Origin of the sequence: Intestinimonas sp. RTP31139st1_F5_RTP31139_211217 (assembly GCF_040226735.1) — a bacterium.
Taxonomy (GTDB): domain Bacteria; phylum Bacillota; class Clostridia; order Oscillospirales; family Oscillospiraceae; genus Intestinimonas; species Intestinimonas butyriciproducens.
Genome location: NZ_JBCOAQ010000021.1, coordinates 9,303 through 29,044, shown reverse-complemented (window position 1 = coordinate 29,044; position 19,742 = coordinate 9,303). Strand labels below are relative to the sequence as shown.

16 protein-coding genes, 2 tRNA genes and 1 riboswitch are annotated in these 19,742 nt (G+C 61.7%); of the genes, 7 read left to right on the top strand and 11 right to left on the bottom strand.

Annotated features, from left to right (window positions below; translation table 11 throughout):
• Positions 1-5 precede the first annotated feature (5 nt).
• Together ABUA09_RS12335 and ABUA09_RS12330 are read right to left on the bottom strand one after the other, a co-directional pair.
• A complete protein-coding gene (locus tag ABUA09_RS12335) occupies positions 6-1,406 on the bottom strand; it encodes a PQQ-binding-like beta-propeller repeat protein (RefSeq protein ID WP_349949393.1) in 1,401 nt (466 codons plus the stop codon).
• A gap of 221 nt (positions 1,407-1,627) precedes the next feature.
• A riboswitch (cobalamin riboswitch) is annotated at positions 1,628-1,859 on the bottom strand.
• A gap of 171 nt (positions 1,860-2,030) precedes the next feature.
• A tRNA-Leu gene (locus ABUA09_RS12330) sits at positions 2,031-2,117 on the bottom strand.
• A gap of 163 nt (positions 2,118-2,280) precedes the next feature.
• Here ABUA09_RS12330 and ABUA09_RS12325 point away from each other — a divergent pair.
• From ABUA09_RS12325 to ABUA09_RS12315, 3 genes are all read left to right on the top strand, one after another.
• Positions 2,281-2,367: transfer RNA gene (locus ABUA09_RS12325), tRNA-Leu, on the top strand.
• Positions 2,368-2,771: 404 nt separating this feature from the next.
• The gene (locus tag ABUA09_RS12320; protein WP_058117184.1) at positions 2,772-2,960 is read left to right on the top strand and encodes a ferredoxin; all 189 of its coding nucleotides are present in this window, start codon (positions 2,772-2,774) and stop codon (positions 2,958-2,960) included.
• A gap of 172 nt (positions 2,961-3,132) precedes the next feature.
• Positions 3,133-4,188: an LCP family protein gene (locus tag ABUA09_RS12315; protein WP_349949392.1), complete on the top strand. Its 1,056-nt coding sequence runs from the start codon at positions 3,133-3,135 to the stop codon at positions 4,186-4,188.
• A gap of 133 nt (positions 4,189-4,321) precedes the next feature.
• Here ABUA09_RS12315 and cysK read toward each other — a convergent pair whose 3' ends face one another.
• From cysK to ABUA09_RS12280, 7 genes are all read right to left on the bottom strand, one after another.
• Positions 4,322-5,245 carry a cysteine synthase A gene (gene cysK / locus ABUA09_RS12310; protein WP_349949391.1) on the bottom strand — a complete coding sequence of 308 codons (924 nt, stop codon included), beginning with the start codon at positions 5,243-5,245 and terminating at the stop codon, positions 4,322-4,324.
• An 82-nt stretch (positions 5,246-5,327) separates the two neighbouring features.
• Positions 5,328-6,206, bottom strand: coding sequence for a MetQ/NlpA family ABC transporter substrate-binding protein (locus ABUA09_RS12305; protein ID WP_349949390.1), 879 nt, complete (start codon positions 6,204-6,206; stop codon positions 5,328-5,330).
• Positions 6,207-6,677: 471 nt separating this feature from the next.
• Complete coding sequence (locus ABUA09_RS12300; RefSeq protein ID WP_195614708.1) at positions 6,678-7,448, bottom strand: methionine ABC transporter permease; 771 nt, start codon at positions 7,446-7,448, stop codon at positions 6,678-6,680.
• Positions 7,441-8,445: a methionine ABC transporter ATP-binding protein gene (locus ABUA09_RS12295; protein ID WP_075703432.1), complete on the bottom strand. Its 1,005-nt coding sequence runs from the start codon at positions 8,443-8,445 to the stop codon at positions 7,441-7,443. The genes ABUA09_RS12300 and ABUA09_RS12295 overlap by 8 nt, the downstream gene beginning before the upstream one ends.
• Positions 8,446-8,602: 157 nt before the next feature.
• The gene (nifU, locus tag ABUA09_RS12290; RefSeq protein ID WP_033117882.1) at positions 8,603-9,034 is read right to left on the bottom strand and encodes a Fe-S cluster assembly scaffold protein NifU; all 432 of its coding nucleotides are present in this window, start codon (positions 9,032-9,034) and stop codon (positions 8,603-8,605) included.
• 21 nt (positions 9,035-9,055) lie between these two features.
• A complete protein-coding gene (nifS, locus tag ABUA09_RS12285; RefSeq protein WP_208318748.1) occupies positions 9,056-10,246 on the bottom strand; it encodes a cysteine desulfurase NifS in 1,191 nt (396 codons plus the stop codon).
• Between the two features lie 147 nt (positions 10,247-10,393).
• Positions 10,394-10,837 (bottom strand): RrF2 family transcriptional regulator, encoded by a 444-nt coding sequence (locus ABUA09_RS12280; protein WP_208318746.1) that lies wholly within the window; start codon positions 10,835-10,837, stop codon positions 10,394-10,396.
• 285 nt (positions 10,838-11,122) lie between these two features.
• Here ABUA09_RS12280 and ABUA09_RS12275 point away from each other — a divergent pair, with 285 nt between their 5' ends.
• The 4 genes from ABUA09_RS12275 to ABUA09_RS12260 are packed head-to-tail and all read left to right on the top strand — an operon-like array spanning position 11,123 to position 17,260.
• Entirely contained in the window at positions 11,123-12,826 is a 1,704-nt protein-coding gene (locus tag ABUA09_RS12275; protein WP_208318744.1) for an RND family efflux transporter, read from the top strand.
• A 9-nt stretch (positions 12,827-12,835) separates the two neighbouring features.
• Positions 12,836-13,531 carry an ABC transporter ATP-binding protein gene (locus tag ABUA09_RS12270; protein WP_033116414.1) on the top strand — a complete coding sequence of 232 codons (696 nt, stop codon included), beginning with the start codon at positions 12,836-12,838 and terminating at the stop codon, positions 13,529-13,531.
• On the top strand, positions 13,528-14,823 hold the full coding sequence (locus ABUA09_RS12265) for an ABC transporter permease (RefSeq protein ID WP_033116413.1): 1,296 nt from the start codon (positions 13,528-13,530) through the stop codon (positions 14,821-14,823). The genes ABUA09_RS12270 and ABUA09_RS12265 overlap by 4 nt, the downstream gene beginning before the upstream one ends.
• 34 nt (positions 14,824-14,857) lie before the next feature.
• Positions 14,858-17,260, top strand: coding sequence for an S-layer homology domain-containing protein (locus tag ABUA09_RS12260; RefSeq protein ID WP_349949389.1), 2,403 nt, complete (start codon positions 14,858-14,860; stop codon positions 17,258-17,260).
• Positions 17,261-17,336: 76 nt separating this feature from the next.
• Here the strand turns inward: ABUA09_RS12260 and ABUA09_RS12255 are convergent, their stop codons facing one another.
• Both ABUA09_RS12255 and ABUA09_RS12250 read right to left on the bottom strand, forming a co-directional pair.
• A complete protein-coding gene (locus ABUA09_RS12255) occupies positions 17,337-18,539 on the bottom strand; it encodes an MFS transporter (RefSeq protein WP_033116411.1) in 1,203 nt (400 codons plus the stop codon).
• An 11-nt stretch (positions 18,540-18,550) separates the two neighbouring features.
• Positions 18,551-19,742: alginate O-acetyltransferase AlgX-related protein (locus ABUA09_RS12250; protein ID WP_349949388.1), on the bottom strand; the 1,192-nt coding region annotated here is incomplete at its 5' end.

Here is a 19,742-nt window from a genome sequence, read left to right as displayed (position 1 = left end):
TAGGATTATTTCACCACGTACAGGTGATTCTTATCGTTGCCGAAGACGAGGTAGCCGTTGTCACAGGCCATGCCGCCCAGGGCGTAGGTGTCGTTGGCGGTCTTCCAGGCGTAACCGCTGGTGGCGGTCAGGTTCCGGCCGCTGGCGGGGTAGCAGAAGCCGCAGCCGGTGCCGGAGTTGGTGTTGAAGTACACATAGCCGTCGCTGTACAGGATGGAGCACTGGACCGGGAAGCCGGTGGCGATGGTGGCCACGCTGCTGTCGGTGGGGGCGCTCCCCTGAGTGAAGGAGGTCACCTGGACGCCGCCGGCGTTGAAGCCGGAGTAGTACCCGGTGTAGATATCGACGGTGGTGGTAGTGCCGCTGGTCGTCTTCACCAGGGTGGGGGTGGAGGTGGAGGTGCCATCCAGGGACACCTTCCACTGAATGGAGAGCGCCTCGTCATTTTCATCAAAGGAGCAGCACCAGAGGTAGCCGCCCTGGCTGGTGAAGTACAGCTTATCGCCGTCCAGCATGACGGTGGAGCGGACGTTGCCCGCGTCGGATGCGCCCTTTGCGGCGGTAGTCAGGTCCAGCACACCGCCAGCAGAGGAAGAGTCAAAATTGGTGCCGGCTTTGCGCCAGTACAGTTTGCCGTTGTCGCTGCCGAAGTAGATATTGGTGCCGTCGGACACGGCCCCGGCCCAGTAGAAGCCGTAGCTCTCAGGGGTGAAGGTCTTATAGGTATAGCTGGTGGTGCTCACGTCCACCTGGTAGTACTTGCCCGCGTTGGAGCCGCCGGGCCAGGTGCCGAAGTAGATGTAACTGCCGTACTTGACGATGGGGGTGTTGATCTGGCCGTCGATGTTGATCAGCACTTCGCTCACGGTGGGCTGGGCCGCATCCAGGTTGGTGAGCGCCAGGATCTTGCTCTTGCTGTTCTGGAGGTATTCGTCGGTGTCGGGATCATAGGTGTAGGCGCTGATCACGCCCACATAGAGGGTGCCGGTGCTGTCGTCCAGATAGGGGGTGGAGAGCTGGAAGCCGCTCTTGGCGTTGAGGGAACCGGGGGTCTGCTGGGCAGTGGTGCGCCAAACCTCTCCGCCGGTGGCGCAGTTCACCTTCACCACCTGGGCGCCGTTGGTGCCGTAGCCGTCAAAGAGCACATAGGCGTAGGTCACGCCGTCCACGGTCTGCATGACGGGCACGTTGTCCACACCGTCCCAGCCGGTGGTGCTGGTGAGGTTGAGCTGCTTGGGATAGCCGGTGGCGATGGATGTGGGCGCACCGCTGACCACGCTGTTGTGGTTGGCGTTCCCGCCGTAGACGGGCCAGGAGCTGGTGGAGGAGGCGAGGGCGCTGGTGGCCAGCATAGCCAGGGTGGCGCCCAGGGCGAGGACTTTTCTCAGGTTCAGTTTCGTTTGCATGTTACCCTTCCTTTCACATACATATATTTTGGGAACGGGATCGCAGTTGATTTGTGGGCATGTCTCCTTTCTCTATTGAATTTGCAAGGTGCACCGGCGCTCCGGCGGCCCCTAGAAAGCCGCGGGCCACGCCCGAAAAATAGAAAACGGCCGCGACGAATGTACTTCCATTCGTCACGGCCGTTTGTTCCCGTAGACAATCTCCGCACCCGCACAACGCGGACGCGGTCTCGAACACTGTAGGTCTACCGGCTTATGCTTCCGGGCCCCGGCACAGGGGCCCACGTCTGCTGCTCCACCTTCTCAGGATTCTCCCAATGGCCGGCTCACGCCGCGAACAACAGCCTCATGCACACACGGATACGGAATAGCTCCGGAGTCTCACCGAAATTCCCTTATCCCTGAGCCTGCCCGGGTCCCAGGCGCAGGGGCACAATGCACATTATAAAATTATAAGGTTATTTCTGGATTTCTGCTGTCTTTTATTATACAAACATAACTATTAAAAGTCAAGGGGGGATGTCCTATTTTTGCAAAAGTCACAAAATGTCGAAAGATGACGGACGGCGTGTGTTTTTGCCGCGGGCATAAAAAAGCCGGAGCAAAGCGAACTTTGCTCCGGCGTGGTGCGCGAGGCGGGAGTCGAACCCGCACGTCCTTGCGAACACTGGCACCTGAAGCCAGCGAGTCTACCAATTCCACCACTCGCGCAAGTGGTTTTGCGCCGTTCAGCGCAAGAAATATACTACCATAGGATGTCCCCGGTGTCAACACTTTTTTCGCTGTTTTTTTGCGTGCGGGAGAAAAAATTGAGTTGACAAACAGGGCCAAACGCAATATAATAATCAGGCAGCTTGTTGAGTTGCTGTGATCTGCGGCTGTGCTGGAACTGGTAGACTGGCAAGCTTGAGGTGCTTGTGTCCGTATGGGCGTGCGGGTTCGACTCCCGCCAGCCGCACCACGTCGGAGCAAAGTGAACTTTGCTCCGACGTTTTTTTGCCTATGGCAAAAAAACGTCATCCGCCCGCTCCCCTCCTCCCCCTTTCCCAATCACGAACGCTGCGCCGGGTTGTGAGCGGAGCGGCGCCATATCGCCGCTCGAACCAACAACAAAACAAGAAGTGAGGCACGACGTTTTGTCGTGCCGTTTCCTTGCGCTCCGGGCCGCAGGATGGGGGGAGTTTGTTTTTACCGGCTTATGGGAAAAATGAATAGCCTGAACGCGGCGCAGCCATACTATGCGGGAACCTGAGACCTGGCTGAAAAGCGCGGGCCCGCTCAAACGCCGGGACGGCTGCGCCCTGGCGGCGGGCATGATTCCAGGATTTCAGAACAGGCCGTTAAAACAAGGAGGCAGAGTAAGAGATGAAGGTCATGATAGATCGGGATGGGTGCATCAGCTGCGGGCTGTGCGCCGGGACCTGCCCGGAGGTTTTTCAGATGGCGGACGACGGACTGGCGGAGGTATACCGCGCGCCGACCGGGGAGAATGAGGAGCAGGTCAGGATGGCGGCCGACGGATGCCCGGTGGCCGTTATCCACATCGAGGACTGAGGGCGGTCAGACACCGGAAGCCGATCACGGCGCCGGAACAGGATATGGACCCGATCCTCCGCCTGCGGGGAAAAAGATAAAAATTTTGTGAAATATAAAACTTTTGCTTGCCCAACGACCGTGGAGCGGATATACTGATATCCGTTGACATAATCGAGAGGGTGAGCGGAGTTTGGCGAGGCGTCTACTGAAAAAGAAACGGCGAAAGGCCTCCGGGGTGCGGCGGCTTGGCCGGGCGCTGTACCGGACCGCCGTGGCTGTCTCCGTCCTCATCGTGGTGTTTTTCTGCGGGTTCAAGGCCCTGGTCCGCCCGCCGGAACAGGCGGCGCCTCCGACCGCCTCAATCCCCTCCCGTGCCCCGGCTTCCGACGATCCGGACACGCCGGAGGATGAAAGCACGGCCACCCCCACACCCGTGCCCCTGGTGCGCAAGGAGGGCTTCTATACCTTTCTGCTGGCCGCCACCGACGTGGGGGGCGGAAACACCGACACCATCATGGTGGCGGCCTACGACACAGCGGAGCAGAAGGTGGGCGTGGTCTCCATCCCCAGAGATACCCTGGTAGACCGCAGCTTTCCGAAGATCAACGCCGTCTATGGCTCCGGCGGGATCGAGGCGCTGAAAGAGACGGTCTCCGATCTCATAGGTATCCCCATCGACCACTATATGACGGTGAACATCAGGGCATTCAAGGCCCTGGTGGATGCGGTGGGGGGCATTGATTTCTACGTCCCCTGCGATATGGATTATGATGATTCCACCCCCGGCCAGGAGCTCTACATCCACTACAAGGAGGGGATGCAGCATCTCAACGGCCAGCAGGCCCTGGAGGTGGTCCGTTTTCGCCACAACAATGACGGCAGCGGCTACACCGATGTGGGCCGGACCCAGACTCAGCAGAAGATGCTTACCGCCATTGCAAAAAAAGTCCTCTCCTGGTCCAGCCTGAGCCTCTTCAATAACTTTGTGGATATTTTCACCCAGAACGTAAAGACAGATCTGTCGGCCACGGATATCGCCTGGTTTGCCACCCAGGCAGTGGGTGTGGACTTCGGCACCGGGGTCTCCACCGGCACCCTGCCCGGCGACGGAGACGCGCGCTATAACGGCGTATCCTGGTGCTATCAGTTGGATCGGGAGGGATGCCTGGAGATATTCAACGAGCTCCTGAATCCCTACACCACCGAGATCACCCTGGATATGACCAACATGTTTCAGGTAAAATAGGAATCAACAGCGTGAGCGCCGCAGAATTTTTATTCTGCGGCGCTCATTTCTCATTTCTGGCTTGATGCTGCTTGGATCAGGCGGCCTGGAAAAGCAGGGAGAGACGGCGGGTGCTCCGCCCGGCGGGCCGTCGTCAGGAGTCTCTCCGGAAAAGCTCTGTGGAGAGATAGCGCTCCCCGGTGTCCGGCAGGACGACGACGATGGTCTTTCCGGCATTCTCAGGCCGTGCGGCCAGGAGCGCGGCCGCACGGGCGGCCGCACCGGAGGAGATGCCCACCAGCAGCCCCTCGGTCCTCACCAGGGCCCTTCCGGCCTCCAGCGCCTCCACGCTGGGGATGGTGAGGACCTCGTCCACCAGCGACAGATCCAGGACCTTGGGCACAAAGCCGGCACCGATGCCCTGGATCTTGTGGGGGCCGGCCTTCCCGCCGGAGAGGACGGGGGATTCGGCGGGCTCTACCGCCACCAGGCGGACGCCGGGCTTCTGCTCCTTCAGGAAGCGTCCTGCGCCGGTGAGGGTGCCGCCGGTTCCCACGCCCGCCACCAGAATATCCACGGTCCCGTCGGTGTCCCGCCAGATCTCGGGCCCGGTGGTCTCATAGTGGGCGGTGGCGTTGGCGGGGTTGTCAAACTGGCCGGGCATCCAGGCCGACGGCAGGGTGGTGAGCAGTTCGTTCGCCTTGGCGATGGCGCCCTTCATGCCCTCGGCGCCGGGGGTGAGCACCAGCTCAGCTCCCAGGGCGGCCAAGAGGTTCCGCCGCTCCAGGCTCATGGTCTCCGGCATGGTGAGGATGATGCGGTAGCCCCGGATGGCCGCAATGTAGGAAAGACCTACGCCGGTGTTCCCGCTGGTGGGCTCCACGATGACGGTGTCCGGCTTCAGAAGGCCTCTGGCCTCGGCGTCACGGATCATATAGAGGGCCGCCCGGTCCTTGGCGGAGGAGAGGGGATTGAAGTACTCCAGCTTGGCCAGGATGTGGGTGCCGGGGGCGTAACGGTCCAGGGCAAGCAGGGGGGTGTTGCCGATCAGATCGGTGAGCACAGGGGCGATTTTCATAGTATTCCCTCCAATTTAGTATGATTTTTGACGTTGGGAAAACCCGTCCGCAGGGCGGGCGGGTCCTCCCATGGGGATTTGATCAGAATACGGCGACCACGGCGCCGTCATAGGTGTCATTAATGAAGTCCTTGACCTCCTGGCTGGTCATGACCGCAGCCAGGGCCTGGATGGCGGGATCATTCTCACGGCCCTCCTCGACGGCGAGCACATTGACATAGGCGGAGGCGGCTTCACCGTCGGCGGCCTCGATGGCCACGGCGTCGGAGACCTTCAGGCCGGCGTCGATGGCGTAGTTGCCGTTGATGACGGCCATGTCCACGTCGGCCAGGCGCACGGGGAGCTGACTGGCTTCCAGCTCAACGATGTCCAGGTTCTTGGGGTTCTCCGCGATGTCGGCCTTGGTGGCGGTGATGCCGGCGCCCTCCTTGAGGGTGATGAGCCCCTCCTGCTCCAGCAGCAGCAGGGCGCGGGCCTCGTTGGTGGTGTCGTTGGGCACGGCGATCTGGGCGCCGTCGGCCAGGTCGGCGATGGAGGAGGTCTTACCCGCGTAGAGTCCGAAGGGCTCATAGTGGATCTCGGCCGCGCTCACCAGGTGGGTGCCGTCGCTCTCGTTGAACTCATTCATGTAGGTGATGTGCTGGAAGTAGTTGGCGTCCAGGGAGCCGTCCTCCACGGCCAGGTTGGGCTGGATATAGTCGTTGAACTCCACGATCTCCAGGGTAATGCCCTGCTGCGCCAGCAGGTCTTTCACCACTTCCAGAATCTCGGCGTGGGGGGCGGGGGTGGCGCCCACCTTCAGCACGGTGCCATCCAGGGGATTGGTCTCGGCGGGAGCAGTGGTGTCCACGGGTGCGGTGGTGTCGGCAGGGGCGGGCGTACTGGCGGCGTTGCCGCCGCAGCCGGCCAACAGGCCGCAGGCCAGAGCGCCGGTGAGGAGCAGAGAGACGAGCTTTTTCATGTTTCATTCTCCTATTCTATGATACGTTTTGAACCATGAGAACCAGGGTATATCGCCGGCAAGGGACAAAAAAACGCCCTCGATGCCACTGCATCAAGGACGAGAGCATTTCGCTTCGTGGTACCACCTTGTTTCGCCCGGACCTCACGGCCGGGGCCTTGGAGCGTACAGGAGGATCCGATACGCCTGCGCTATGACGGGCGCCCCCGTCGCAGCCTTATGTACGCCGGTACACTCGGTGCGCGGCTCCGAGACCATGTTCAGCGCGGCCTTCCATACCCCTTCCCACCAGCCGGGGCTCTCTGTGACGTATCTCCGCACGTACTCTTCTCTTCATTGCCTTTGTCAGCGATATTCCATTGTCTCCGGGTTGCACTTAGTTTACCCCGGAGAAGCGGCTCTGTCAATGGTGCATTTAATCAAAAAGGCGGGTTTGACAAAGCGAGGACTTTGTCAGACCCGCCAATTCCTTTACATCGCGCCGGGGATGCGCCGGTCATTTTTGATCTTTTTCCCGGCCTCCTTGAGTCCGCGCTTTTTCCCCTTGGGCGTGATGCGCTTGTCCAGACGGACCGCCATGCGGGTGCCCACGGACTGGAAGATCTGCACCAGCACCACCAGGACGATGACCGCCACATAGAGAACGATATACATGCGCCGTTGGTAGCCTAGGTTGAGGGCCATGGAGCCCAGACCACCGCCGCCGATGGCACCGGCCATGGCGCCGTAACTGAGGATGGTGATGAAGGCGGTGGTAAAGCCGGAAATGAGGGAAGGACGGCTCTCCGGGATTATCACCTTGGAAATGATCTGGAAGGGGGAACAGCCCATGGATTGGGCGGCCTCCACCACACCCTTGTCCACCTCGCGGATGGAGGCCTCAACCAGCCGGGCCACGAAGGGGAAGGCGGCCACGATGAGGGGGATGATGGTGGCCACGGTGCCGATGCTGGTGCCGATGATCAGCCGGGAGAGGGGAATGACCAGGACCATCAGGATGAGGAAGGGGACCGAGCGCAGGATGTTGATGATGAAATTGAGGACGGTCATCACCGGGCGGGGCAGGGGCATGACGCCGCCCTCCTCGCCGGCCACCATCAGCACACCCAGGGGCAGGCCGATGACATAGGCGAACAGGGTGGAGACCACCGTCATATACATGGTCTCCCAGACGGCGAAGAGCAGCCCGGTGTCCGGCGCCAGAAGGCGCTGGACCTCGGGGTTGTTGAGCAGCTCATGCATGGTAGTCCGGCACCTCCTCCACAGTCACGTCTTTCTGCGCCATGAGATAGCTCATGGCCCTGGCGGCCTCGCCCTTGTCTGCGGGCAGGCCCAGCAGCATGGTGCCGAAGGCCTTGCCGCCCACGTTGCGGGTGTCGGCTCCCAGAATATTCACCTTCACACCGCAGTCGATGGCCAGGGAGGCGATGAGCGGCTCGTAGGAGGAGCCGCCGTTGAAGGCCACACGGACCACGCCCGACGCGGGAAACTGATCGATGTGGGCCCCTTCGGGATAGACCAGCCTTCGCCCGGCCTCGGTCTTGGGATTGGAGAAGATGTCCTCCACCGTGCCGGTCTCCACCATATGTCCGTGGTCCAGAATGGCCACGTGGGTACAGATCTCCTCCACCACGGCCATCTCGTGGGTGATGATGATGACGGTGATACCCAGGCGCTTGTTGATGTCCTGGATGAGGCGCAGGATGGAGCGGGTGGTGGTGGGGTCCAGGGCGGAGGTAGCCTCGTCGCACAGCAGGACCTTGGGGTCGGAGGCCAGGGCGCGGGCGATGGCGATGCGCTGCTTCTGGCCGCCGGAGAGCTGGGCGGGATAGGCGTCCGCCTTGTCGGGAAGTCCCACCACGTCCAGAAGTTCCAGCGCCCGCTTTTTGGCTTCGGCCGCGGGGACACCGGCGATCTCCATGGGGAAGCAGATGTTTTTGAGGCAGGTGCGCTGCATGAGCAGATTGAACTGCTGGAAGATCATGCTGATGGACCGGCGCATCTCCAGAAGCGCCCGGGCGGACAGGGCGGTCATGTCCTGGCCGTCGATGATCACATGGCCGGAGGTGGGCTTCTCCAGCAGGTTGATGCACCGGACCAGCGTGGATTTGCCGGCGCCGCTCATGCCCACGATGCCGAAGATGTCCCCGGTCTGGACGGTGAGGCTCACATCCTCCAGGGCGTGAAACTCACCCTCGCCGGTGGAGAAGGTTTTGGACAGGTGTTTGAGTTCGATCACAGGGCCGTTCCCCCTTATTTCTCTCTCTGAAAGGTGCCGGAACGGAGCGCAGAGCGCGCCCGCGGGAATTTTACACCAGCAAAGAAGAAAATTCACGTACAAATTATTGTATGTCATACGGGGGAAAGTGTCAAGGAGAAAAGGGCGGGGTCGGGCCTCAGTGACAACAGCAGCCTTCGCCGTCCTCGCAGGCCAGCTTACAGGCCTCCGGCACCTCCAGCCCCTGCTTTTGATAGTAGTCGGCGAGAGCCGCCTTGATGGCCTCCTCGGCCAGCACGGAGCAGTGCATCTTGTAGGCGGGCAGGCCGTCCAGCGCCTCGGCCACGGCGGCGTTGGTGAGGCCCAAGGCCTCCTCCACCCGCTTGCCCTTGATGAGCTCGGTGGCCATGGAGGAGGTGGCGATGGCAGAGCCGCAGCCGAAGGTCTTGAACTTTACATCGGTAATGACGCCGTCATCGATCTTCAGATACATCTTCATGATGTCGCCGCACTTGGGGTTGCCTACCTGACCCACCCCGTCGGCATGTTCGATTTCTCCCACATTGCGGGGATGTTCAAAGTGGTCCATGACCTTTTCTGTATAAAGCATAAGAAATTCTCCTTTCGTCGTTTACAGGTTCCAGACGGGCTTCTGCTGGGCCTTGTCCCACACGGGGGACATGTTCCGGAGGTACTCCACCACCTCGGGGACCGCCTGGAGGAGGTAGTCCACGTCCTCGTCGGTGTTCTCCTCGTCCAGGGAGAGGCGCAGGGAGCCGTGGGCCACCTCATGGGGCAGGCCGATGGCCAGCAGGACATGGGAGGGGTCCAGGGAGGCGGAGGAACAGGCCGAGCCGGAGGAGGCGCAGATGCCCTTGGCGTCCAGGTGGAGGAGGAGCGCCTCACCTTCCACGCCCTCAAAGACAAAGGACGCGGTGCCGGGCAGGCGGTACACCGGATCGCCGGTGAGGCGGGAGCAGGGCAGCCGGGTGAGGCCCTCGATCAGCCGGTCCCGCCGGGCGGCGAGCCGGACGGAGCGGGCCTCCAGCCCGTCCACCGCCTCTCTCAGCGCAGCGGCTAGGCCCACGGCGCCGGCCACATTTTCCGTGCCGGAGCGGCGGCCCTTCTCCTGCCCGCCGCCGTGGATGAGGGGCGGCAGGCGCAAGCCCCTGCGGACATACAGCGCGCCCACGCCCCTGGGGCCGTGGAATTTATGGCCGGAGAGCGAGAGCATATCACAGTTCCAGGCGGATACGTCCACGGGAATGTGTCCGACCGCCTGAACGGCGTCGGTGTGGAAGAGCACACCAGCCTCCCGGGCGATGGCGGCGATCTCGGCGATGGGCTCGATGGTGCCGATCTCGTTATTGGCGGCCATGACGGTGATGAGGATGGTGTCGGGGCGGATGGCCGCCTTTACCGCCTGAGGGTCCACACGGCCCAGGGAATCCACCGGCAGGTAGGTGACCGAAAAGCCCTGGGCCTTTTCCAGGTGCTCCAGGGTGTGCAGGATGGCGTGATGCTCAATGGCGGAGGTGATGATGTGCCTGCCCTTGCCGCCCCGGAGCTCGGCCACGGCCTTGAGGGCCCAGTTGTCGCTCTCCGTCCCGCCGGAGGTGAAGAAGATCTCCTCGGGCTTTGCGTTCAGGCACCGGGCGACCTCTGCCCGCGCGGCATCCAGATCGGACTTGGCCTGCTGGCCGAATGCATAGAGGCTGGAGGGATTCCCATAGGTGTCCCGAAAATAGGGCATCATGGCCTCCAGCGCCCTGGGAGAGAGCGCGGTGGTAGCGGCGTGATCGGCATAGAGAAAACGGGACATACTGACAGCTCCTTTCAGGAACATAAATTACTTAATTCATATAGAATTACTATGATTATGAATTATAAGCCGTGCCCCACAACTTGTCAAGAGGTGAAGAGGAAAAAAACGGGGGAGCAGCCGCTCCCCCCGGCAGGCTGAATTGAATTACGACCGGGCCTGATCCATCAGAAGAAGGGATTTCTGGCGGTGGCGTTCCACCAGATCCGCCAGTGTGATATGGTCCACTACGCCGGACACCGCCTTTTGGATCTCCTGCCAGACCTCCAGCGTGACGCATTGGACGGCGCGGCCGCAGCACTCGCTGCCGTCCACACAGCTCACCGGTGCAAGGCTCCCCTCCAGAGGCCGCAGGATCTCCCCCACGGTGTACGCGGACGGGGCGCGGGTCAGCAGATAGCCGCCGCCGGCGCCCCGGACGCTGCGCACCAGGCCGGCGCGGGAGAGGGGGGTGACGATCTGCTCCAGGTATTTATCGGAAATCTCCTGCCGCTGGGCCACGTCCCGAAGGGGGACCGGCTCCCCGGGAGAGGCCAGGGCCAGGTCCAGCATCAGCCGCAGGGCGTAGCGGCCCTTGGTGGAAATTTTCATGCAATCATCCTCATTCTTAAAAGTATACCAAACTGTGTTCCTATAATACCACAGGAATAGTATGTTTTCAAGCCTGTGTGCGGAGAATTGCGCCCGGCGCGGCGGCAAACAAATTTTTCTTTCGTATGCTGTAACTTTTCGGGGTCGAGCATCGTCTAATGAATGACACGTCATACAGAACTCTTAAGAGAACCTTAAGAAATTGTCATTGCTTTGTAATTACGCTTCCGGAGGAGCGTGGTACAATAGCATAAGTATGCGCAGCAATTCAGGAGGGAATACAACATGGCTGAAATGACAGAGCAGAAGGCGACGTCCGTAGAGACCCCCGCGCCGCCCGAAACACCCAAGAAGTCCAGCGGACAGAAGAAGCGAAACCGGAAAAAGGCCCGAAATACCATCATCACCCTGGTCGTCTTGGCGGCGCTGGCGGTGGGCGGGGTTTTCCTGTACCGTTTTCTCACCAAGAAGGACGCGGTGGAGAGCCAGATCCAGACCGCCGTGGCCCAGATCTCCTCGATCCAGAGCACCGTACAGGGCAGCGGCAACGCCAAAGCCAAGGAATCCGCCGCCATCACGCTGACCCAGGGCGGCACCGTACAGGAGGTCTACGTCACCGCCGGCGATACGGTCACTGCGGGGCAGCCTCTCTATACCATCCGCAGCCAGGACGCCGAGGACGAGGTCACCGCTGCCCAGGAGAAGGTGGACAATCTCCAGAAGGACATGAACGATCTGGTGAAGAAGGCCAACAACCTCACCGTCCGGGCCCCCTTTGCCGGCAAACTGGTGGAGATCAGCGAGTTCCAGGTGGGCGACGACGTTGCGGACGGCGCCGCGGTGGCCACACTGGTCAACGACAAAAAGCTCAAGCTCTCCCTCTATTTCAGCTATGCCTATGAAAACGACATTGCGGTGGGGCAGAGCGTCAGCGTCTCCATTCCCGCCGTGATGGACAGCTTCAACGGCACGGTGGAGAAGATCAACAAGGTCAGTTACATATCCCCCGAGGGCTCGGTCTACTTTGAGGTCGTCATCGCATTTGACAATCCCAGCACCCTGACCCAGGGGATGACCGCCACAGCCACCCTCGCCGCCGCCGACGGAAGCGCCATCTATCCCTATGCAAACGGCGAGACCGAGTACTATGAGACGCGGAAGATTGTTACCGAGTCCGAAGGCCCCCTGCTGACCGACAATCTGCTGCGGTACGCCAATGTGAACGCCGGGGACGTCCTGCTGGTGATGGGTTCCGACACCATCGACTCCGACATGCGTGCCAAGCAGAAGGAGATCGACGACGCCATGGAGAAGCTCACCGAGGCCCAGAAGGCACTGAGCAACTTCAACGCCACTGCGCCCATCGACGGCATGGTCACTACCTGCACCCTCACCGAGGGCGCGGAGGTCAAGAGCGGAGAGACCGTCATCACCATTTCCAATACCACCACCATGGTGGTGGAGATCACCGTGGACGACCGGAACATCTCCTTTGTCAGTCCCGGCATGGCGGTGGAGCTCACCGACTACAACGGGAACAGCTTTATGGGCACGGTCACCAGCATCAACATGAGCGTGGGGGAGAACAGCTCCAACGGCATGACCAGCTATCCCGTGACCCTGGAGGTGGACAACTTCGGCGGCACCCTGCTGGCCGGTATGTGGCTGGACTACTCCTTTGTGGCCAGTCAGTCCGACGACTGCATCGTAGTGCCCATGCAGTCGGTGAAGTACGTCAGCGATACCGACGGCAACACCTCCTCCGTAGTGTTCATCCATGCCGACGCCCGCCCGGACAACGCTGTGGAAATCGACATCCCCGCCACGGAGCCCGGGCAGACGCCCACCTATCCCAGCGAGGAGGAGGGCTATTACCCCGTGCCCGTGGTCACCGGCCTTTCCGACAACTACAATGTGGAGATCAAGGAAGGTCTCCAGGGAGACGAAGAGGTCTTCGTGAACTACTATGTCGAACAGGCCTGGGGCTGAGGTAGCGCCATGCTCATAGACATCAGAAACCTGTATAAGATTTATAATGAGGGCAAGGAGAGCGAGGTCCGGGCCCTGGACGGCGTGACGCTCACCATCGACCGGGGGGAGTTCGTGGCCATCATCGGCCAGTCCGGCTCCGGCAAGTCCACGCTGATGAACATCCTGGGCTGTCTGGACATCCCTACCTATGGGGACTACTGGCTGGACGGCACCGACATCACCGAGCGGACGGACCGGGAGCTGGCCCACATCCGGAACAAGGAGATCGGCTTCATCTTCCAGGGATACAATTTGATCCCGGCCCTGAGCGCCTATGAGAACGTGGAGCTCCCTCTCATCTACCAGGGCGTGCCTCTGGGCAAGCGGGAGGACATGGTGATGGAGGCCCTGGAAAAGGTGTCCATGGAGGACCGCTGGCAGCACAAGCCCGCGGAGATGTCCGGCGGACAGCAGCAGCGGGTGGCCATCGCACGGGCCATTGCCACCCATCCCCCAATCATCATGGCCGACGAGCCCACCGGCGCCCTGGACTCCAAGACCGGCAGGCACGTGCTGGAGATCCTGCACAATCTCCATGAGGACGGCACCACCGTCATCCTCATCACCCACGACAACGGCATCGCCGCCACCGCCGAGCGGATCGTCCGGATCTCTGACGGTCGAATCGTGGGCGACGGCACACGAGAGGAGGTGGGCCTGTGAACCTGACCCAAGCCATCAAGATGGCGGCCAAATCCATATCGTCCAACAAAGGTCGTTCCGCCCTGACCATGCTGGGAATCATCATCGGCCTGGCCGCCGTTATCATCCTGGTCTCCTACGCGCAGGGGCAGAATATGGCCATGAAGGCCTACTATGAGAGTATGGGCAGCAACAAAATCAATGTCTCCGCCTATACCTGGGGCAATTCCAGCAGCGTGGATGTGGGGCAGGCGCTCTACGACTACTGCCTCCAGCTCGACGGCGTGGTGGGCGTTTCCCCCAACGGATATATCTGGTCCAGCCCCACCATCAAGTATGAGTCCAAGACCCTCAGCCGGAACTCCAATCGATCCTATGGCGGCGGAGGTGTGATGATCAGCTATGACAGCAGCAATGACTATCCCCAGATTTATCTGGGCAATGACAAGTTCGGCCTCTGCAACGATTATGTGATCTCCAACGGGCGGGATCTGTCCTATCTGGATGTGGAGAATTCCAATCAGGTCTGTGTCCTGGGCGCGGCCACGGCGGAGTATCTGTTCTCCTTTGCCGACCCCGTGGACAAGACCATCTCTATCAACGGCACCCCCTTCCGGGTGGTGGGCGTCTATAAGAGCAAGGGCTCCGGCACCGATCTGGGCACCTCGCAGGACGCCCAGTGGATGAGCGAATCCATCAAGCGGCTGGACCGCATGATCCTCCTGCCCAGCACCATGACCCGGCTCTTCAACGACAACCAGCCCATCGAGGAGTATGTGGTCAAGGTCAAGAACTCCGACGCCATCAAGGAGGTCACCACCAGCCTCAACGGCTTCCTCTCCGGAATCATCAACACAAACTCCGGGAGCTACAGCGTCTACTCCGAGGATACTTGGCAGAACGAATCCAACGAGGCCAACGCCATGCAGCAGCGGTTCCTGGGCGGCATCGCGGCCATCTCCCTGCTGGTGGGCGGCATCGGCATCATGAATATCATGCTGGTCACCGTCACCGAGCGGACCAGAGAGATCGGTATCCGCAAGGCCATCGGCGCCGAGCGGAAGAGCATCGTGGTCCAGTTTCTCATTGAGGCCGCTATGATCTGCGGCATCGGCGGCATCTTCGGCATCGGCGTGGGCTATATCGGCACGCTGATCGTGGGAAAGCTGTCCTTCGGCACCATACTCATCCCCAGCGCGGCCATCACCGTGGCCGCTGCGGCCATTTCCGTGGCGCTGGGCATCATCTTCGGCATGTACCCCGCCATCAAGGCCAGCGGCCTTCAGCCCGTGGTGGCCCTGCGGGCGGAATAAGGGTGCAACTCCACACTGCAAGGAGAGAAAAGATATGAGAACAAAACGAGTTTTGTCGCTGCTGCTCACCTGCGCCGTCCTGTGCGGTATGCTGGTCCTGCCCACAGCGGCGGACACCGCGTCCACAGCTTCCACCACCTTTACCGACATCGCCGACCCCGAGGTGGCGGGGGCCGCTGAGACCCTGCGGCTCCTGGGTATCGTCAACGGTACCGGCGGCACCGCCTTTACGCCGGAGCGCACCCTCACCCGGGCGGAATTCTGCAAGATGGCAGTGGAGCTCATGGGCAACGGCGACCAGGTGCCGGCCCAGATGAACCGCACCATCTTCAAGGACGTCCCGGCCACCCACTGGGCCAGGGGTTATATCGCCGTGGCCACCCAGAGCACCACCAGCGGCTCCGGGGAGAACGCCTCCACCACTCCGGGCATCATCCGGGGAGACGCCTACGGCAATTTCAATCCGGACCGGGCCATCACCTATGCGGAGGCCATCACCATTCTGGTACGCATCCTGGGCTATGGGGACAGCGATGTGGGAATGGTGTGGCCCAGCGGCTATCTGGCCAAGGCCGATGAGCTGGCGCTCTCCGACGGGGTGAGGCTGGCGGCCGGGGATACCATCACCCGGGGCCAGACCGCCCTCCTGATGGAAAACCTGCTGTTCATCGATACCAAGGGCAGCGATAAGGAATACCTCACCAATCTGGCATGCACCATCACCGATGAGACCATCGTCTTTGATGTGGCGGCGATCGCTCCCGACGGCTCCGCCGGTGTGAAGGTGTCCGAGGATAAGGTGTATAAGACCGACCACGCCCCCTTCTCCGACGACCTGGTGGGCCGCCGGGCCAAGCTGATGCTGGATAAGGACGAGAAGATCGTGGCCGTCCAGCCCTCCGAAAACGGCACCCAGCAGGTGGTGGGCATCCTCTCTATGGCCTACGACAGCATGAAGGTCTCCGGCGGGGGCACCGTGGACATCGATGAGCCGGAAAAGACCAAGGTGTGGCAGGACGGCAAGGCTACCACGTACGACAAGGTGTACCTCAGCGGCCTGGCCGCCGGGACCCAGGCGGTGTTGCAGTACTCCGCCGCAGGAGAGCTGGAATATATCTTTGTGCGCACCGCGGCCGGAAGGACGGACAACTCCACCACGGTGGTGAAGAATAAGCCCAACTATTCCGGAAACGAGTCCTATGCCGTCTATAAAAACGGGATCCCGGCCACCACGGAGGATATCCGCCAGTACGACGTGACGACCTTCGACGCGGCCAACAACGTGATGTACGTCTCCGACCTGCGCATCACCGGTATCTATGAGAACGTCTACCCCAACCGGGATACGCCGGCCACCATTACGGTGATGGGGCATGATTTCACCGTGCTGCCCGGCGCGGCATCCGACCTGCGCTCCTTTGAGCCCGGGGATAAGCTCACCCTTCTGCTGGCCTACAACGGCATGGTGGCCGGTGCGGTGGAGACTTCCGCGGCCAAGTCCACCACCGTGGGCACCGTGGAGAGCATCGACTCCTCCGGCAACGCCACCATCACCACTCTCAATCTTCTGGATGAGAACGGCAAGCCCCTCACCCTGACGGGCGGCACCGCCTACACCGGGACGCGGGCGGACGATATGCTGGGACAACTGGTCAGCGTTTCCTCCACGCAGAAGGGGCGCCTGAGCCTCACCAAGCTCACCGGAGGCGGCTCCAAATCCGCCCTGGATGTGCAGAAACGGACCATGGGTTCGGTAAAGCTCTCCGATAACGTAAAGCTTTACGAGCAGGTGAACACCAGCCCCCTGGTGGAGATCGAACTGGAGGACATCACCCGCGCCACCGTCCCCGCCGGACAGATCACCTATGTCCACACGGACTACGCGGGCAACGCCGACATCGTGGTGCTCAATGACGCCACCGGAGACTGCTACACCTATGGTATGCTCAAGGTCGAGACCACCAGGAAGCCCATCTACGGCGATCTGGAGAATCCCGATACGGTCACGGGCTGGAGCACCACCACCCATGTGGGGATCGAAAATGCGGAGAACCCGAGCCCCGCCGCCGATCTGCTCACCTACACGAACTACCGGGACGGAAAGCCCTATGGGGTCGTGGAAGGGCCCAAGCGGAAGGATGGGACCCGGACGCTGGGGACCGCCGTGGAGCTGAAATCCGTGGACAACGTCCGCAGTGACGCCTTTGATATGGACGAGATGACCCTGACTCTGCCCAGCATGGTCCTGCCCATCGCCGACAATGTCCAGTGCTACAATAAGGCCACCGAGACATGGTTTGCCGTGGGGGAGAAGGCCTCGGACGAGGACTATAAGAATGCCCTCAACCTGGCCCGGGCCTATTCCGGCACACTGACCGTTTACTATGACAAATCCCCCGACGAAGGCGGCAAGGTCCGCCTGGTCGTGGTGGGCTGATCCCCGAAAAGTGGAAAAAGCCGCCCCCGGAGCCGACGCAGGCTCCGGGGGCGGCTTTTCACGTCTGGTGCCGGCTTCAGCGGACCGGCACCGTTCCCCGGCTCATGCGGAGAGAGGCCAGGGCCAGCCCTGCGGCTAGGATACAGCAGACCATACAGCACGCCAGCATCAGATTGGCGCCGCCCAGGTCCAGGGCCCTCCCGGCCAGGAGACTTCCGAGGACGCCGCCCAGGCCGTTGGAGGCAACCATCATCACCGTCTGCCCCTTTATCCGGTCCTCCTCGGGGACGGACTCATTGACATAGTAGACCGAGGTGGGGGTGAAGAGACCATAGCCCAGCATTTGAAGGGGCTGGGCGAGAAACACCCAGAAGAGGTTGGGGGCGAGGAAGAGGGCCAGAGCCTTTCCAAAGCAGAAGAGAATGCTCACCAGCAGGAGACGACCGCCGCCCAGCCTCCGATAGAGGCGCTGAAAAAGAAAGGCGGTGGGCAGTTCGAAGGCCGCCATAAGAAAGAGCACGGCGCCCAGACTTCCCTCCGTGCCCCCGCGGCTCACCACCACGTTGACCAGGAAATTGGACATGGGTAGGCAGCCGGTGATGCCCAGAAGAATGGCCAGCAGCATGACGGTGAAGACGGGATTCTGCCGCAGCAGCCAGAACACGGAGTGGGGCTTCCGCGCCTCATGGGCAACCTTGGGTCCCGCGGGGCAGGGGGGATAGGTGGCGACCAGGGCGATCTCCAGGGCCACCAGCAGGGCGTGGGTGATAAGGGTGGACTCCACCCCGAAGCGGGTAACCTGGAGCCCCAGGAAAATGCAGACCACCGCATAGGAAAAGGAGCCGATGCCCCGGCCCAGACTGTACCGGATCGGGACGCCCAAGCTGATGAACTGGATGGCCATGGCGTCCATCAGGGGATAGGAGGAGATCTCAAAGCCACCCATGACCACCAGGACGGCGATGGTGCCCGCCATGCCCATGGGGAAGAGCAGGAACACCAGACTGGCCGCCAGACTGAGGACCAGGGACAGGCTGACGATGCGCCGCAGCGGGATGCCGGGATGCCTGTCGGCAAAGCTTCCCAGCGCCGGCTGGCACACGATGCCGGCCAGACACCGTACGGCGATGAGCATTCCCGCCTCGCCGTTGGTGAATCCCCGCGCCGTGAGCAGCGCGGCCTGATAGGCGCAGACGGCAGCAAACATGGCCCAGAAGCCCGCCTGCATGGCGATATAGTGGTAGTCCAGGCGGCGGGCGTCGGGCAGGGCGGAGGACATAGGCAATTACCTCACAGTTCCGGTTTTTGGGCGATGGGCGGCGCACTTTGATAGGTGTCCAGACAGAAGTCGCCCGCGGGGAAGAAATCGAAGAGGGGGTCCAGGGCCAGGCTGCCCGCGGTGTACATCACCAGCACCACGTCCGGCTCCAGCCAGTCCACGTAGGAGAGCAGGTCGTCATGGAAGTACCGCAGGTCTATGGTGATGAGCTCTCCGCAGCTCAGGGCCAGGAAGGGGGTGAGGGCGCAGGCATAGGAGTCCCGCAGCAGAAGGATGCGTTTTCCCTCCGGATGTACCTCGTTGTAGATGCGCCCCATGGGGTAATCCCCACCAGCGTAGAGGGTATATGGATTGCCTCCGAAATAGTCCCGCTCCTCCACCCGCTCCGGGAAGAGGAGGGATTCCTCAAAGGGGCCGGTGCGCTCCATATCATAGATGGGGATGGAATAGGTGAAATTGGTATGAAAGGTGGGGACCCAGAGCTCTATGTCGTCCACTCCGGCGTAGAGGGAGCCCACCCGCTTGCCCTGGCTGCCCAGGAAGTAGTCCGAATAAAAGGTGCGGGTGAAAAAGCGCTCATCGGTGTATTTCCCGGGGATCGTGAAGCCGTAATCCCGGCGCAGGGTCTCCGCGATGGTCTGGCAGGCGAGAAAGCCGGCCTCCGGGGTCCAGTGGTGGTCGGTGCGGAAAAAGAGGGAAGACCAGTCCCGGCCGCAGGCGGCCAGGGTCTCCCGCAGGTCCAGCGCCGCCACGCCCTGTTCCTCCAGCACGGCGAGGATCTGGTCGGCATAGTCGTTGCCGTAGTCCGACACCCCATCCGGCAGGCGGGGGTCGCCGCTCTGGAGCTTCTGGGGGGCCTGGACATAGAGAAGGGGGATGTCCCGCTTCTCCAGGGCGCGGGAGAGCCGGACCACGGAACGGCCATGTCCGGAGACATCCAGCGCTTGGTCGTTTACGAAGGTGAGGGTGCCGTCGGTGAGCTTTACCACCGAGTAACGGGGGTCGGCGTCCTCCACCACGGTCCGGCCGGAGAGCTTCTGGACCTCGCCGTAGAGCTGGATAAAGAAGTGGTCCTGATCCAGGGCGCTGTTGGCTGTGGCCTCGGCGGAGCCGATGAACGACTGTATCCGTTCGCCCAGGGGTGCCCGCGCCGTCTCCCGGGCCTTGCCCTTCTGGCTGGGACCGCCCCAGCCGTGCCCCCGC

What these genes read in the sequence shown, in the direction of transcription:
- ABUA09_RS12335 (WP_349949393.1), bottom strand. Translation starts at nt 1,406, where the DNA reads ATGCAAACGAAACTGAACCTGAGAAAAGTCCTCGCCCTGGGCGCCACC.
- ABUA09_RS12320 (WP_058117184.1), top strand. Translation starts at nt 2,772, where the DNA reads ATGAAGGTCATGATAGATCGGGATGGGTGCATCAGCTGCGGGCTGTGC.
- cysK (WP_349949391.1), bottom strand. Translation starts at nt 5,245, where the DNA reads ATGAAAATCGCCCCTGTGCTCACCGATCTGATCGGCAACACCCCCCTG.
- ABUA09_RS12305 (WP_349949390.1), bottom strand. Translation starts at nt 6,206, where the DNA reads ATGAAAAAGCTCGTCTCTCTGCTCCTCACCGGCGCTCTGGCCTGCGGC.
- ABUA09_RS12300 (WP_195614708.1), bottom strand. Translation starts at nt 7,448, where the DNA reads ATGCATGAGCTGCTCAACAACCCCGAGGTCCAGCGCCTTCTGGCGCCG.
- nifU (WP_033117882.1), bottom strand. Translation starts at nt 9,034, where the DNA reads ATGCTTTATACAGAAAAGGTCATGGACCACTTTGAACATCCCCGCAAT.
- nifS (WP_208318748.1), bottom strand. Translation starts at nt 10,246, where the DNA reads ATGTCCCGTTTTCTCTATGCCGATCACGCCGCTACCACCGCGCTCTCT.
- ABUA09_RS12280 (WP_208318746.1), bottom strand. Translation starts at nt 10,837, where the DNA reads ATGAAAATTTCCACCAAGGGCCGCTACGCCCTGCGGCTGATGCTGGAC.
- ABUA09_RS12275 (WP_208318744.1), top strand. Translation starts at nt 11,123, where the DNA reads ATGGCTGAAATGACAGAGCAGAAGGCGACGTCCGTAGAGACCCCCGCG.
- ABUA09_RS12270 (WP_033116414.1), top strand. Translation starts at nt 12,836, where the DNA reads ATGCTCATAGACATCAGAAACCTGTATAAGATTTATAATGAGGGCAAG.
- ABUA09_RS12260 (WP_349949389.1), top strand. Translation starts at nt 14,858, where the DNA reads ATGAGAACAAAACGAGTTTTGTCGCTGCTGCTCACCTGCGCCGTCCTG.
- ABUA09_RS12255 (WP_033116411.1), bottom strand. Translation starts at nt 18,539, where the DNA reads ATGTCCTCCGCCCTGCCCGACGCCCGCCGCCTGGACTACCACTATATC.